Consider the following 13811-nt stretch of genomic DNA (forward strand, 5'->3'; position numbering starts at 1 on the left):
GCCGTCACCCGTTGTGTGTGATTTCTTCCCCGGGCAGCGCGGCCACCACGGGGTTCCATGTCATCCGGAGGACGAAATGGGCGTCGGAACTGCTCTTGGCAATCACCGCCCCTGCGTCCCCCGCGAGCTTCACGCCGAACTCGATCTGGATCTGTTCGGGGGTGAGTTCCGCCATGGCCTCCAGTGCTGCGCGGGCAGCGGGGCGGACGCTGGCAAGTGCATCTTCCAGGCGCCTGCCCGTGTCCAGGATCCCCTGTTCGTTGCGCGCGGGATGATCCACGCCGTAGCTGTTGTCCGCAGCCTCAACGAGCACGGTTCCGGATCCCACTTCGTAGCGCAGCACTTCGGTCATGGCGGATTCCTCCTGCTAATGCGAGACGCGGTAGGTGTGGCGGAGGTCGGTGCTGGGCTTAATGGCCACTGCTGTTACCACCAGTGCCACCGCCCCTGCGATCCATGACGTCCAGGCTGCGCCCGTTGCGCCCGTGTATGTCCCGAGCCATGGCGAGAGGACCAGTCCTGCGGCGAGGATGGCCTGCACGTATTCCATGGCCGGAGTTCCCGGCATGGCCAGGTTGATAATGCCGCTGACCACCAGGAGCCCGCCGAAGACGAGCATCAGGGTGGTGGACATGTTTAGCTGCCGCGTGAACAGGACCGCCACCGCGGTGAAGAGTCCGGCGGCGACCGCTACATAGTCCTGCCACCGATACCACTTTTTCACTGAACTTTCCTTTCTGATGTGGGCGGGACGCGTTGTGCGTTTCCAGCCCGCGGGCCTCAGCTTCCCGCGATTTAAGTCAACGCCTGCCGGTCATCCGCTTGTAGGGCAGAAAGACCTAGGGCGGCCCGGCACCTGCCGGTGCACCTGCGCGCACACCAATTCCCTGCCAACTCACAGCAATTGCCCGTGCAAAACGCGGTTACGGTGTGCAAGAGTGGCGGCAGCGCTGGGGCGCAAGGTGAAGAACAGACCGCGGAGGCCGCCCGTGAACCGAAGATCAGCCCATCCCTCCGCTCCCCTGCGGCCTCCTTCGCCCGCGCTGCTGCCCGTGCTGGCGCTGGTCCTGTCCGCGCTGGTGGCATGCCAGGCGCCCACTCCGGCACCGGCTCCGCAGACTGCCACTCCATCCGGCGGCGCCACCCCGTCATCCAGTACGTCGGCACCACCGAGTGCGTCGGCAGCACCCACGGCAGGCGCAGACTCCACGGCACAGCCGGGGGACGCGGCAAAGCCCGCCGGAACGCCCCGGCACATCTTCGTGATCAACCTGGAAAACAAGGGGTACGGCACTACCTGGGGCGACAATTCCCCCGCGCCGTACCTGTCCGGAACGCTCCGGAAGAAGGGCGTGCTGCTGAAGAACTACTACGGGATCGCCCACAACTCGCTGCCCAACTACCTGGCCCAGATCTCCGGACAACGGCCCAACGACAGCACGGAACTGGACTGCCACACGTACACCGAGTTCAACGCCACCGGCACTGATCCGGACGGGACGCTGCAGGGCGACGGCTGCGTCTACCCGGAGGACACCCAAACCGTGGCCGGGCAGCTGGCCGCGCAGGGCAAAACGTGGAAGGGCTACATGGAGGACATGCAGCAGCCGTGCGAGCACCCGGTCCTGGGCGAGGCGGACAACCACATCAAGGCCACGCCGGAGGAGCAGTACTCCACCCACCACAACCCCTTCATGTACTTCCGCTCCATCACGTCGTCCCCGGACTGCGCCAAAAACGTGGTCAACTTTTCCGCGCTCAAGGACGACCTGAAATCCGTGGACACCACCCCCAACCTGGCCTACATCACGCCCAACCTGTGCCACGACGGGCATGACGGCACCTGCGCCGACGGCTCTGACGGCGGCCTGGGGACAGCGGACGACTGGCTCAAGAAGCAGGTCCCGGCCATCCTGGCGTCACCGGCGTACAAGCAGGACGGCATGCTGGTGATCACCTTCGACGAGGCCGAGGGCGACACCACCGGCCCCTCCGAAGGCGACCCGGGAGTCCCCGCCGGGGGGACGGCCGGAGGACGGGTGGGGGCCCTGGTCCTCTCCCCGTTCGCGGCTGCGGGCACCTCCTCGGACCGGCCCTACAACCACTACAGCCTGCTGGCCACCATCGAGGACCTCTTCCACCTCCCGCGCCTGGGGCTGGCCGGTGATCCCGGCGTCAGGACGTTCGGGGACGACGTCTACCGGAAGGAATCCTAAGGTGGCGCTTTCAGGAAGCGGACGACGCCGGGCCGTGCTGGCAGGTGCCGCGGCGGTGGCTTTGGTGATCGTCGCCGTCGTCCTTTCCCTGGCGTTGCGCGGCGGCCCACCGGCCGCAGACCCGCCGGCGTCGGACACGCCCGCAACAGCCGCGCCCACCGCCGGCGCCCCGGCCACCGCGGCTGCGGCACCGGGAACTGCTGCCGCCGACCCCAACGGGATCGGCAAGATCAAGCACGTAGTGATCATCACCCAGGAGAACAGATCCTTCGACAGCTACTTCGGGACGTACCCCGGGGCCGACGGGATTCCCATGAAGGACGGCAAGCCCGCGGTGTGCGTTCCGGATCCCGCCGAGGGTGGCTGCGTAAGGCCCTTCTACAACTCGGCGGACAGCAACGCCGGCGGCCCGCACAGCCACGCCGATGCCACCGCCGACATCAACGGCGGGGCGATGGACGGATTCGTGGCGCAGGCGGAGAAGGGCCTGTCCGGCTGCGGCGCCGCCAGCACCAAGTGCCAGTACAGCACCACCATGCCCACCGATGTGATGGGCTACCACGACGGACGGGACCTGCCCAACTACTGGGCCTATGCGCAGAACTTCACGCTGGAGGACCACCTGTTCGCCTCCGCCGCCTCCTGGAGCCTGCCGGCGCACCTGTACCTGGTCTCGGAATGGTCGGCCAAATGCACCAAGGCCGGGGACCCGTCGTCGTGCGTGAACGCCCTGCAGGACCCGGACCCCGAACCGGAGCCGCAGATCATCAAGGACACGCTGATCGGCAAGTGCCAGGCCGGGATGGACCTGGATCCTTGCCGGGAGGCGCTGGAAGCTGCCGGCATCGACCCGGGCCTCGCCGCACAGATTGACCAGCTCATCGGCACCAGCTGCAAGCCCACCGATTCCTACGCCATCTGCCAGGCGGCGGTGGATGCCGCCCCCATGTCCGATGACCTGAAGAAGAAGCTCACCGAGGCGGCCAAGAAACTGGAACTGCCGGACTACGCCTGGACCGACCTGACGTTCCTGCTGCACAAGCACAACGTCCCGTGGGCCTACTACGTGTTCAACGGCACCGAACCGGACTGCCGCAATGACGCCGCCACCTGCGATCCGGTGAAGCAGGACGCCAAGACCCCCGGCCTGTGGAATCCGCTGCTGTACTTCGACACGGTCAAGGAGGACGGCGAGCAGGGCAACATCAAGCCGCTCAGCGGTTTCTACGATGCCGCCAGAAAGGGGACGCTGCCGGCAGTCACCTGGGTGGCGCCCACGGACAAAGTCAGCGAACACGCGCCTGCGAAGATCAGCACCGGGCAGGCCTACGTTGCCGGGCTCATCAACGCCGTGATGAGCGGCCCTGACTGGGACAGCACCGCCATCTTCCTCAACTGGGACGACTGGGGCGGCTTCTATGACCACGAAAACCCGCCGGTGGTGGACAACAACGGCTATGGGCTGCGCGTCCCGGGCCTGGTGATCAGCCCCTATGCGAAGAAGGGGTTCATCGACCACCAGGTCCTCAGCCAGGACGCCTACTTCAAGTTCATCGAGGACGATTTCCTGGGCGGCGAGCGCATCGATCCCGCCACGGACGGCAGGCCGGACGCCCGCCCTGATGTCCGCGAGAACAACCCCCAGCTGGGCGACCTGGCACAGTCCTTCGACTTCACCCAGGCGCCGCTGCCGCCGCTCATCCTGCCCAACGCCACCACCTACTGACGCCGGGCCTTCCGTCCTGACGCGGCCGGGTTACGTGGCAGCCCCCTCTGCGGGATTTGCTGTGCGCGGCGCGGTGTCAGGTTGCCGCGCTTCCTCCGGTACTGCCTCAGCCTGGAGCACGGCCGGGCGCTCTGCCGGAACGGCGGCGGCCGCGGTGCCGGCGGGGGCGGGCTTGATGTTCTGGTTGACATGGAAGAAGTTGTCGGGGTCGTACTTTGCCTTGAGTACGGCAAGCCGCGCGTAGTTCGAGCCGAGCGTGTCCTCGATCCTGGCCTGGTCATCTGCGTCCTGGAAGTTAAGGTAGCCGCCGGGCTCCGAGAATTCGTGGAGCGCGGTCCAGTACTCCCGGACCCAGGCGACGTTCCTGTCGTTCTCGGACGGATCGGGCCACTGCGCCGCAATAACAGGCGCGAAGTCCACGTCACGGTAGGCGAAGGCGGTGGCCTCGGGAGCTACGCGCCTCACGGCGCCGTCGATCGGATAGAAATGGTTGGCGGAGTGGACGCTGGGAATGCCAGGAGCATATGCGACGGCGGTGCGGAGCGCGTCATCGCTGAGGGTGCGGAGGAAATCGGCCTTCCAGTAGCCCTGCAGCCCGGGGACGCCGCTGAGGCCGTCGAACATGATGTTCAGTGCCGGGTACGGCATCGGGGCGAAGAAGCTTCCCAGCACCTGCCCGGCGTCAAGCATTGCCTGCCAGTGCGCGGGGCCGGCGTCAAGGTCGCCGGTCCACATTCCTGCGATCACCGCAACGGGCTTCCCATGCCATTCCTCGGGAAGGAACGGCACCGGAGGACCTTGGTGGAATCCCAGGAAGGCGCCCATTTCGTCCGGTTCGGCAGCAATCCACTCGCGGTAGGCCGCCCCAACTTCGGCTCCGGTCGCTGCATCGAAGAACATGATTCCCACATGGACCATGTCCACGGGGTGCAGGCGGAACTCCATCGACGTGACCACGCCGAAGTTGCCGCTGCCGCCGCGGAGCGCCCAGAACAGGTCGACGTTTTCGGCTTCGCTGGCAGTGACAAAGGTTCCGTCAGCAAGGACGACGTCGGCGGAAACGAGGTTGTCGCAGGACAACCCGTACTTGCGGGACAGGTACCCGATGCCGCCGCCGAGGGTCAGGCCGGCGACGCCGGTTGAGCCGATGATGCCCCCTGTGCTTGCCAGCCCGAATGCATGCGTGGCGTGGTTGTAGTCTGCCCACGTTGCGCCGGGTTCCACCCGGGCCAGCCGCGCCGCGGGGTCAACGCGCACTCCCCGGCGGGCCGAGAAGTCAAGGACCAGGCCGTCGTCGACCGTTCCGAATCCTGGCGCACTGTGCCCGCCGCCGCGCACGGCAACTTCAATCCCCAGGCCCCGGGCGAAGCGTACGGCCGCCAGGACGTCCGCGACCTGCGACACCCGGAGGACCGCTGCGGGACGACGGTCGATCATCCCGTTGTACACCAGGCGCGCGGCCTCGTACTCGGCGTCGCCCTCTTCGATAACCTGCCCGCGGACCTGTTCGCGGAGCACGTCGAAACGATCGCTACCCATCACAACTCCATTTTTGCGTCGGAGACCAAGGGCAGCCGGCTCCATCCGAGGCCCAGCGGGCGCCAGCATGATGATGCTTTCGGTATACGCCCAGGCCTGGAAGGGGTCAAGAGCGCTCCGGCCGGGGAGATCGTCGGCGGTAAGGGCGCTAGGGCGTGGCGATCGTGCAGTCCGCCGCGTCCTCCACCACGCGCTCCAGGTCACCGGTGCGGTGCAGGACCTCCATCTGCCGCATGGCGCCGGTGCCGTCGGCCAGCAGCCTGTCCATCAGTTCCTCCACCCGCTGCAGGTCACCCGTGTCTTCCAGTGCCCGCCGGATGTGGTGCAGCAGTGAATTCACGACGGCGAGCGCGGGCGCCGGGCGGTGCGTTTGGGGATCCAGCAGCTCACCCCGCAGGCCCCACCGGCTTGCCTTCCAGCCTGCCAGCCTCAGCAGGGCCGACGGGACGGATACGGGGTCGGCCCCCTCCCGCCATTCCCTGGCAGCGGTTTCCACCAGGCCCCGGGCTATTCCCGCCAGCAACACCGTGTTTTCCGGGCGCAGGCAGACGTCTGCCACGCGGATCTCCACCGTGGGATAGTGCCGGGAGAGCCGGGCATCGAAGTAGACCATACCCTCGTCCATGGCGACGCCGGTGCTCACCATGTCATGGACCAGTTGGTGGTAGGCGTCCGGGGTGCGCAGGAGTTCCAGCGGCCCGGCGGACGGCCAGCGGTTCCACACCTGGGAGCGGTAGCTGGCGTAGCCGCTGTCCTCGCCGTGCCAGAACGGGGAATTGGCGCTCAGCGCCACGAGCACCGGCAGCCAGTTCCGCATCCGGTCCAGCACGGCCACGGCTTCCTCCGGCGACTCCACCGAGACGTGGATGTGGCAGCCGCAGGTGAGCTGCTCCCTGGCGGTCAGCCCGTACTCCTCCATCATGGCCCGGAACCTGCGCAGCTGCACCGGATGGGGATCGGCCGGGAGCGGGGAGGTTCCCAGCGCTGCCACCCTGACGCCCACGTCCTCGGCCGCCTGGCGGGCAAGGGCGCGGCCGGCCACGATGTCCTGCTCGAGTTTTGCCAGGGTGGCGTGCGGCGGGCTGACCACCTCGATCATTTCCTGCTGGAACTCGGCCGTCAGGACCGGCCCGGACGCGGCCTCCAGCGGACGGACGTAAAGGTCCAGGAGGGCGCCTGCCATCGGGACGGCTTCCCCGGTTGCGGGGTCCACCAGGAGCAACTCCTCTTCGATGCCGAACGTCCGCCTGCCTGCGCCCGCGCCGCCGGTGCCGTCATTGCCGTAGGTGTCCATCGCCGTCGTCCCCTGTCCCCTGCGTCGTTGCAAGTTCCTTCCCGAAGCATGCCGGCGCGACCACCCCGTTCACCAGGACGTCCATGCCCTCCATGCGCCGTCGGAAGGAAACAATAATAAGCACCCTTATCAATAAGGGGGAAGGGGTGCCGCCGGGGTCTCCGCTGTACTTCAGACCTACCCCCGGGTAAATTTGGACTGTGACGGGCGCCATACCCGTCCTCCCGGGCCCTTCTGCAAAGGCCCAGCGGGAGCAGCTGCTGTAGCCCAACGGCAGCGCCTTATGCAAGAGCGAAAGAGCCAAGCATGTCGGCCTCGCATTTCCAGCAGTTCCTTGATGAAGCAACCACGCCCGATCCCTCCGGCGATTCCCCCCTTGGCCCCGATTGCCTTTACGGCCTCTATGTCAGCTGGGCGGCGCTGCACGGCCTGAGCCCCAAGCCGGACCAGGCATTCCGCGCCGGGATGCTGCGCTGCGGCGTGGACGTCCGGAACTCCCGGCTCAGGATGACCGGCCCTGCCGCGGCCGACTACATCCTCAGCAGCTACCCGGCCGTCGCGTAATGGGCGGTACTCGGGAAGCCGGGTCAGGGTGATGCCCGCAAAGCCCTGACGAAGGGCGCTTTGCCCAGGGGTGTGCGTTCGAGCTGGTCCACCGCCTGCACGTCCACGGAAAGGCCGGCCACACCTGCTGCCTCCAGTGCTGACGCCACAGCCGTGTGCACCCCCTCAAGGGAGGCTCCGGGCAACAGGCCTGTGACCAGGACGCGCAGTCCCGCGGCCTCCTGGACTACCTGCCACCCTGAAGCTGCCACGTCGTCGAGCACCAGATGGAAGACGTTGGGATGGATGCTGACGGCGCCTTTCCTGCCCGGCAGCCGGAGGACGTCCTCAAGGCGTCCTTCAACGTCCTCAAGCAGCTGGAAGGACCGGCCGCAGGGGCAGCCGCGCCCGTCCAGCCTGATGGTGTCCGACATTTCGTAGCGGATCAGCGGCAGGGTGCGGGAGAACAGCACGGTCACCAGCAGCTTCGCCCCGGTGGTTCCCGGCGGCACCGGGTTGCCTGCGGGGTCCACCGGTTCCACGATGACCAGGTCCTCGTACACGTGGCGGTTCCGGTAGGTGCAGGGGGAAGCGATCCCGGCTGTTTCGGTGGCGGCATAGACATCGAACGGGGCGGTTCCCCACGCCGCCTGCATCTCGGCCGCAGCCTGGGCGGTAAGCACTTCGGAGGCCGACATGATCCCTTGCGGTGCAATATGCAGCCGCCCCTCCCGCTGCTCGGCCGCCAGCGGCCCCAGGGCTGAGGCGTATCCCACCAGCACCCTGGGCTGGAACTGGTTGAGCGCGGCCACTGTCTCCTCCATGGGTGCCGTGACGTCCAGCCGGAGCGTGGGGACCACCCGGGACCGGACAGAGGCGCCCACGACGGCGGACTGGTGCGTGGGAACCCGTGAGCTGACCAGTGCCGTCTTCAGTGGCCGCCTCGGATGGAGGGCGATTCCGGCCCAGTCGTTGGCCCTCGCGTAGGATGCCAGGACCGCTGCCCACTCGGAGCGGTTCCAGGCGAATATCCCCCGCCTCCCAGTGGTCCCGGCCGTGGCCGCAACCCACCAGCGCCCCCTGAACGGCCGGCCGGGATCACCACCGCTTGCGGTGAGGGCACGCACGTGGTCTTCGAGGTCGGCGAGGCTTAGGTCCGGGGTGGTTATCGCTTCATCAAAGTGCTCCATGAGGTCCGCTTTGGTGACGGACGGCAGTTCCTGCAAGGGTGCGTCGTGCAGGCCCGCGTGCCGGTGCCGGTAGAACTCCGAGCCGGCATAGGTTGCCGCGCGCAGCCGGTGCAGCGCCTGTTCCTGGTGGGCGGCGATCCGGGCTGGATCCCACCCGTCCCTCCGGCGCCATGCCGCCCGCAGGGACAGCACCTGCGAGAAGAGGCGGACGTTCATGGCAGGCTGCCGCATCGAAGCACGGGCGGCCCGGCGTTGCATACGCCCTCGCCTAACTCCCCGTGGCCCGTGTCGTCGTCCCAATACATCATGGCCCTGCCCCTTCCGGCCTTGAAGTCGCAACACTCCCAGTGTTGATCTTCCGCGGCCCGCCCCTGCAGCGTCAGGGTCATAGGTCCCCGCACATCGGCGAACCAGGGACGCACCTCCGACGTGCCTCTTCAAGCCTTTCGGTAAGGGGATGCAAACCTTTGTGGCGCAGGGGGCGCTGCGGTGTTTTACTGCCAGCATGTCTGAAACCCTCAAGCTCAACCGCAACGAGCCCCACGACAGCAGCGTCGCAGCACGCCTGAACTGGCTGCGTGCCGGTGTACTGGGCGCGAACGACGGTATTGTCTCGGTCGCGGCAACCGTGGTGGGCGTCGCGGGTGTGACCAACGACCTCGCGCCCATCCTGGTGGCGGGCACGGCCGCGGTGGTGGGCGGTGCCGTGTCCATGGCCCTGGGCGAATACGTTTCCGTGAGCAGCCAGAGTGACAGCCAGCGCGCGCTGATCGAAAAGGAGCGCCAGGAGCTCAGGGACGATCCCGAGGGCGAACTGGACGAACTCGCCCACATCTACCAGGCCAAGGGGCTGAGCGAGGCCACCGCCAGGACCGTTGCCGAGGAGTTGACGGCAAAGGACGCCCTGAAAGCGCACCTGTCCGCCGAACTGAACATCGACGAAGAAGAAGTGGTCAGCCCCTGGCATGCCGCGTTCGCCTCCGCCATCGCATTCACCATCGGCGCCATCCTCCCCATGCTGGCCATCATTTTCCCGCCGGAAGAAGCCCGGATCCCGGTCACGTTCGTCGCCGTCATCCTGGCACTGGCCCTGACCGGCACCATCAGCGCCAAAATCGGCGGAAGCTCCAAGCGCAAGGCAACCATCAGGCTGGTGGTGGGCGGTGCGCTGGCCATGGCCTTCACCTTCGCGGTGGGCAGCCTGCTGGGCACCACCGGCATCGCCTAGCAGCCCGTCACTCCGCCCGCCCCATCATCGGTCCGTACCGCCCCGAAACCCCTTCACATCAGCAACCTCCGCGCGTAGGGTGAACCACACAGCCGCTGGTCCTTTGGGGCCTGCGGTGGGCTCATGCAGTTGGGCTTCGGGAGCATGCCGGAGGGACCACAGGTGGGTAAAAGACCATTGAAGAACCCCATGCGGCGCTTCGCGGCACTGGCCGCGGGCCTTGTGGCCCTGCCCGCGCTGACCTCCTGCTCCGACCTGGTTTCCCGCGGCTTCCTCCCCGGCGCCCGTGACACCACCAACAACACGGAACTGATCACCGACCTGTGGGTCAACTCCTGGATCGCTGCACTGGTGGTTGGCATCATCACCTGGGGGCTGATGATCTGGGTCATCGTGGCGTACCGGCGCAGGAAGAACACCGTGGGATTTCCGCCGCAACTGAGCTACAACCTTCCCCTTGAAGTCTTCTACCTGGCCATTCCGCTGATCGTCATCGGGGTCCTGTTCGTCTTCACGGACCGGGAGCAGCGGGCCATCGACGAGCGCTACCCCAACCCGGACGTGGTGATCGACGTCTTCGGCAAACAGTGGTCCTGGGATTTCAACTACGTCAAGGAGCAGGTCCACGAGGACGCCGGACAACAAGCCCACCTGACCGGTGGCTATGGCGCCCCGGACCGGCTGCCCACGCTCTACCTTCCGGTGGGCAAGAAGGTGGAACTGCACCTCCAGTCCCGTGACGTGCAGCATTCCTTCTGGGTAGTGGATTTCCTGCAGAAGCGCGACCTCTACCCGGGCCACGAACAGTACAACCCCTACATCAGCATCACCCCCAACCGCACCGGCGAATACATGGGCAAGTGCGCCGAACTCTGCGGCGAATACCACTCGGAAATGCTTTTCAAGGTCAGGGTGGTCACCCAGCAGGAGTACGACAGCCACATCGCCGACCTCAAGGCAAAGGGCAACACCGGAAACCTGGGCACCGACTTCGACAGGGCGCCGATATCAGCCCCTGCACCGCAGGCCCTGGAACCAGCACAGTATAGGACGGCACTGTAATGACCACCACAGGGCAGAGAATGGGCGGAACCGCGGCCACGGCTGCGCCGGCAGTGGTCCGGCGCCCCAAGGGCACCATTGTGGTCAACTGGATCACCTCCACTGACCACAAGACCATCGGGTACATGTACCTGATCTCGTCCTTCGTGTTCTTCTGCGCGGGCGGTGTCATGGCGCTGCTCATCCGCGCCGAACTGTTCGAACCCGGAATGCAGATCCTGCAGACCAAGGAGCAGTACAACCAACTGTTCACCATGCACGGCACCATCATGCTGCTGATGTTCGCCACCCCGCTGTTCGCCGGGTTCGCCAACGTGATCATGCCGCTGCAGATCGGCGCGCCGGACGTCGCGTTCCCCCGCCTCAACGCGCTGGCGTTCTGGTTCTTCCTGTTCGGCTCCACCATCGCGGTCTCCGGCTTCATCACCCCGCAGGGCGCCGCGTCCTTCGGCTGGTTCGCCTACGCGCCGCTGTCAAACACCACGTTTACCCCGGGCATCGGCGGTGACTTGTGGGTCTTCGGCCTGGCACTGTCCGGCTTCGGCACCATCCTGGGCTCGGTCAACTTCATCACCACCATCATCTGCATGCGTGCCCCCGGCCTTACCATGTGGCGGATGCCGATCTTCACCTGGAACACCCTGGTGACCGCGATCCTGGTCCTGATGGCCTTCCCGCCGCTGGCCGCCGCCCTGTTCGCCCTGGGCGCGGACCGGAAGTTCGGTGCCCACATCTTTGATCCCTCCAACGGCGGCGCCATCCTTTGGCAGCACCTGTTCTGGTTCTTCGGACACCCCGAGGTGTACATCATCGCGCTGCCGTTCTTCGGGATCGTCTCGGAGATCTTCCCGGTGTTCAGCCGCAAGCCCCTGTTCGGCTACAAGGGCATCGTGTACGCCACCATCGCCATCGCGGCCCTCTCGGTGACGGTGTGGGCCCACCACATGTACGTCACGGGCGCGGTGTTCCTGCCGTTCTTCGCGTTCATGACCATGCTCATCGCAGTGCCCACCGGCGTGAAGTTCTTCAACTGGATCGGCACCATGTGGGGCGGCTCCCTGACCTTCGAGACGCCCATGCTGTGGAGCATGGGATTCCTGGCCACGTTCCTCTTCGGCGGCCTCACGGGCATCATCCTGGCCTCACCGCCCATGGACTTCCACGTCTCGGACTCCTACTTCGTGGTGGCGCACTTCCACTACGTGGTGTTCGGCACCGTGGTGTTCGCCATGTTCGCCGGGTTCTATTTCTGGTGGCCCAAGTTCACCGGCACCATGCTCAACGAGCGCCTGGGCAAGATCCACTTCTGGATGCTGTTCCTGGGCTTCCACGCCACGTTCCTGATCCAGCACTGGCTGGGCGTCCTGGGCATGCCCCGCCGGTACGCGGATTACATGCCGGAGGACAACTTCACCTTCATGAACCAGTTCTCCACCATTGGGTCCTACCTGCTGGGCGCGTCCCTCATCCCGTTCTTCTGGAACGTCTTCATCACCTGGCGGGCCGGGAAGAAGGTCACCGTGGACGATCCCTGGGGCTTTGGCGCGTCCCTTGAGTGGGCCACGTCCTGCCCGCCGCCGCGCCACAACTTCACCTCGCTCCCCCGCATCCGGTCCGAGCGCCCCGCCCTGGACCTGCACCATCCCGAGCTGAGCATCCGGCTCCATCCCTCAGAGGACGCACCGGCGGAGAGCATCCTGGGGGCGGCCGATATCGGGGAACGCGACGTCCACGATCCCAACCCGAACAAATAGCGGGGCCTCTGCCGCAGCCGGCAGAAGCTCGATAATTACGTCACGTAGTGTTTTCGTAATTGATGTGAACCTCGTCACTTAAAGCGCTTTCCGGCTTGGTGCTTAGGTTTGCCTACCCTACAGTTTCCTGACATAGGCAACATTCGTGTTGCCTAATAGGACTTAGGTTCAGCAGACTTTTTTCCCCACCGAAAGCAGCCTCAATGAAGATCCGCAACAGCGCGCTGGCCGGCATCGCACTCGCCGCCACCGCAGCTCTCGGCCTGACCGCCTGCGGCGGCGGCACTCCTGCCGGCGGCACCTCGTCGTCCGCGTCCAACGGCGCCGCCTCCGGCGAGATCACCGTGTACAACGCCCAGCACGAAAGCCTCACCAAGGAGTGGGTGGATGCCTTCACGGCGGAAACCGGCATCAAGGTGACCATGCGCCAGGGCTCGGACACTGAGCTCTCCAACCAGATCATTCAGGAAGGCCAGGCGTCCCCCGCGGATGTGTTCCTCACGGAAAACTCCCCCGCGATGACGCAGGTTGAGAACGCCGGCCTGTTCGCGGACGTCAACAAGGACACCCTGGCCCAGGTTCCCGCCGAGTTCGCACCGTCCACCGGCAAATGGACGGGCATCGCCGCCCGCTCCACCGTCCTGGTGTACAACAAGACCAAGCTCACCGAGGACCAGCTCCCCAAGTCCATGCTTGACCTGGCCAAGCCTGAATGGAAGGGCAAGTGGGCCGCATCCCCCACGGGCGCAGACTTCCAGGCCATCGTTTCAGCGCTGCTGGAGCTGAAGGGCGAGTCCGCCACCGAGGAGTGGCTGAAGGGCATGAAGGAAAACTCCAAGGCCTACAAGGGCAACAGCACGGCCATGAAGGCGGTCAACGCCGGTGAAGTGGACGCCGCCCTGATCTACCACTACTACTACTACGGCGACCAGGCCAAGACGGGCGAGAACTCCAACAATGTCACCCCGTACTACTTCAAGAACCAGGACCCGGGCGCGTTCCTGTCCGTCTCCGGCGGCGGCGTGCTCAAGTCCTCCAAGAACGCTGCCGCTGCGCAGGAGTTCCTGAAGTTCATCACCGGCAAGAAGGGCCAGGAAGTCCTCAAGAACGGTACGTCCTTCGAGTACGCCATCGGCTCCGACGTTCCCGCCAACGACAAGCTGGTTCCGATCAAGGACCTGCAGGCTCCCAAGGTTGACGCCGCCAAGCTCAACTCCGAAAAGGTCACCGATCTGATGACCCAGGCAGGACTACTGTAA

The 13811-nt window shown here is 66.0% G+C and carries 12 protein-coding genes; 7 read left to right on the forward strand and 5 right to left on the reverse strand.

The genetic code is table 11. The features are described from left to right. Positions 1-4: 4 nt before the first annotated feature. Together LDO22_RS09610 and LDO22_RS09615 are read right to left on the reverse strand one after the other, a co-directional pair. Positions 5-352, reverse strand: coding sequence for a CU044_2847 family protein (locus LDO22_RS09610; RefSeq protein WP_224026927.1), 348 nt, complete (start codon positions 350-352; stop codon positions 5-7). A gap of 15 nt (positions 353-367) precedes the next feature. Continuing rightward, positions 368-724 (reverse strand): SPW repeat protein, encoded by a 357-nt coding sequence (locus LDO22_RS09615; protein WP_175317785.1) that lies wholly within the window; start codon positions 722-724, stop codon positions 368-370. 265 nt (positions 725-989) lie between these two features. Here LDO22_RS09615 and LDO22_RS09620 point away from each other — a divergent pair, with 265 nt between their 5' ends. Together LDO22_RS09620 and LDO22_RS09625 are read left to right on the forward strand one after the other, a co-directional pair. Then, positions 990-2216 (forward strand): alkaline phosphatase family protein, encoded by a 1227-nt coding sequence (locus tag LDO22_RS09620; protein ID WP_224026928.1) that lies wholly within the window; start codon positions 990-992, stop codon positions 2214-2216. Position 2217: 1 nt separating this feature from the next. After that, the gene (locus tag LDO22_RS09625; RefSeq protein WP_224026929.1) at positions 2218-3942 is read left to right on the forward strand and encodes an alkaline phosphatase family protein; all 1725 of its coding nucleotides are present in this window, start codon (positions 2218-2220) and stop codon (positions 3940-3942) included. A 30-nt stretch (positions 3943-3972) separates the two neighbouring features. Here LDO22_RS09625 and LDO22_RS09630 read toward each other — a convergent pair whose 3' ends face one another. Together LDO22_RS09630 and LDO22_RS09635 are read right to left on the reverse strand one after the other, a co-directional pair. Continuing rightward, the gene (locus LDO22_RS09630; protein WP_224026930.1) at positions 3973-5481 is read right to left on the reverse strand and encodes an FAD-dependent oxidoreductase; all 1509 of its coding nucleotides are present in this window, start codon (positions 5479-5481) and stop codon (positions 3973-3975) included. A 148-nt stretch (positions 5482-5629) separates the two neighbouring features. Further along, positions 5630-6808 (reverse strand): glutamate--cysteine ligase, encoded by a 1179-nt coding sequence (locus LDO22_RS09635; protein WP_224026931.1) that lies wholly within the window; start codon positions 6806-6808, stop codon positions 5630-5632. A 273-nt stretch (positions 6809-7081) separates the two neighbouring features. Between LDO22_RS09635 and LDO22_RS09640 the strand changes: the two genes are divergently transcribed. Beyond that, positions 7082-7339, forward strand: coding sequence for a hypothetical protein (locus LDO22_RS09640; RefSeq protein WP_224026932.1), 258 nt, complete (start codon positions 7082-7084; stop codon positions 7337-7339). 23 nt (positions 7340-7362) lie between these two features. Here LDO22_RS09640 and LDO22_RS09645 read toward each other — a convergent pair whose 3' ends face one another. Continuing rightward, the gene (locus tag LDO22_RS09645) at positions 7363-8766 is read right to left on the reverse strand and encodes a phenylacetate--CoA ligase family protein (RefSeq protein ID WP_224026933.1); all 1404 of its coding nucleotides are present in this window, start codon (positions 8764-8766) and stop codon (positions 7363-7365) included. Positions 8767-9013: 247 nt separating this feature from the next. Here LDO22_RS09645 and LDO22_RS09650 point away from each other — a divergent pair, with 247 nt between their 5' ends. The 4 genes from LDO22_RS09650 (at position 9014) to LDO22_RS09665 (ending at position 13811) form a co-directional block, all read left to right on the forward strand. Beyond that, complete coding sequence (locus LDO22_RS09650) at positions 9014-9736, forward strand: VIT family protein (RefSeq protein WP_159633292.1); 723 nt, start codon at positions 9014-9016, stop codon at positions 9734-9736. 189 nt (positions 9737-9925) lie between these two features. Then, complete coding sequence (locus LDO22_RS09655) at positions 9926-10798, forward strand: cytochrome c oxidase subunit II (protein ID WP_224027208.1); 873 nt, start codon at positions 9926-9928, stop codon at positions 10796-10798. Positions 10799-10818: 20 nt separating this feature from the next. Further along, complete coding sequence (gene ctaD, locus LDO22_RS09660) at positions 10819-12552, forward strand: cytochrome c oxidase subunit I (RefSeq protein ID WP_224027209.1); 1734 nt, start codon at positions 10819-10821, stop codon at positions 12550-12552. A 203-nt stretch (positions 12553-12755) separates the two neighbouring features. Further along, positions 12756-13811, forward strand: coding sequence for an iron ABC transporter substrate-binding protein (locus LDO22_RS09665; protein WP_224026934.1), 1056 nt, complete (start codon positions 12756-12758; stop codon positions 13809-13811).

This window comes from Arthrobacter sp. NicSoilC5, from assembly GCF_019977395.1.
GTDB lineage: Bacteria > Actinomycetota > Actinomycetes > Actinomycetales > Micrococcaceae > Arthrobacter.

Coding starts and splice junctions, on each gene's coding strand:
- LDO22_RS09610 (WP_224026927.1), bottom strand. CDS start 352: ATGACCGAAGTGCTGCGCTACGAAGTGGGATCCGGAACCGTGCTCGTT.
- LDO22_RS09630 (WP_224026930.1), bottom strand. CDS start 5,481: ATGGGTAGCGATCGTTTCGACGTGCTCCGCGAACAGGTCCGCGGGCAG.
- LDO22_RS09640 (WP_224026932.1), top strand. CDS start 7,082: ATGTCGGCCTCGCATTTCCAGCAGTTCCTTGATGAAGCAACCACGCCC.
- LDO22_RS09645 (WP_224026933.1), bottom strand. CDS start 8,766: ATGCAACGCCGGGCCGCCCGTGCTTCGATGCGGCAGCCTGCCATGAAC.
- LDO22_RS09650 (WP_159633292.1), top strand. CDS start 9,014: ATGTCTGAAACCCTCAAGCTCAACCGCAACGAGCCCCACGACAGCAGC.
- LDO22_RS09655 (WP_224027208.1), top strand. CDS start 9,926: ATGCGGCGCTTCGCGGCACTGGCCGCGGGCCTTGTGGCCCTGCCCGCG.
- ctaD (WP_224027209.1), top strand. CDS start 10,819: ATGGGCGGAACCGCGGCCACGGCTGCGCCGGCAGTGGTCCGGCGCCCC.
- LDO22_RS09665 (WP_224026934.1), top strand. CDS start 12,756: ATGAAGATCCGCAACAGCGCGCTGGCCGGCATCGCACTCGCCGCCACC.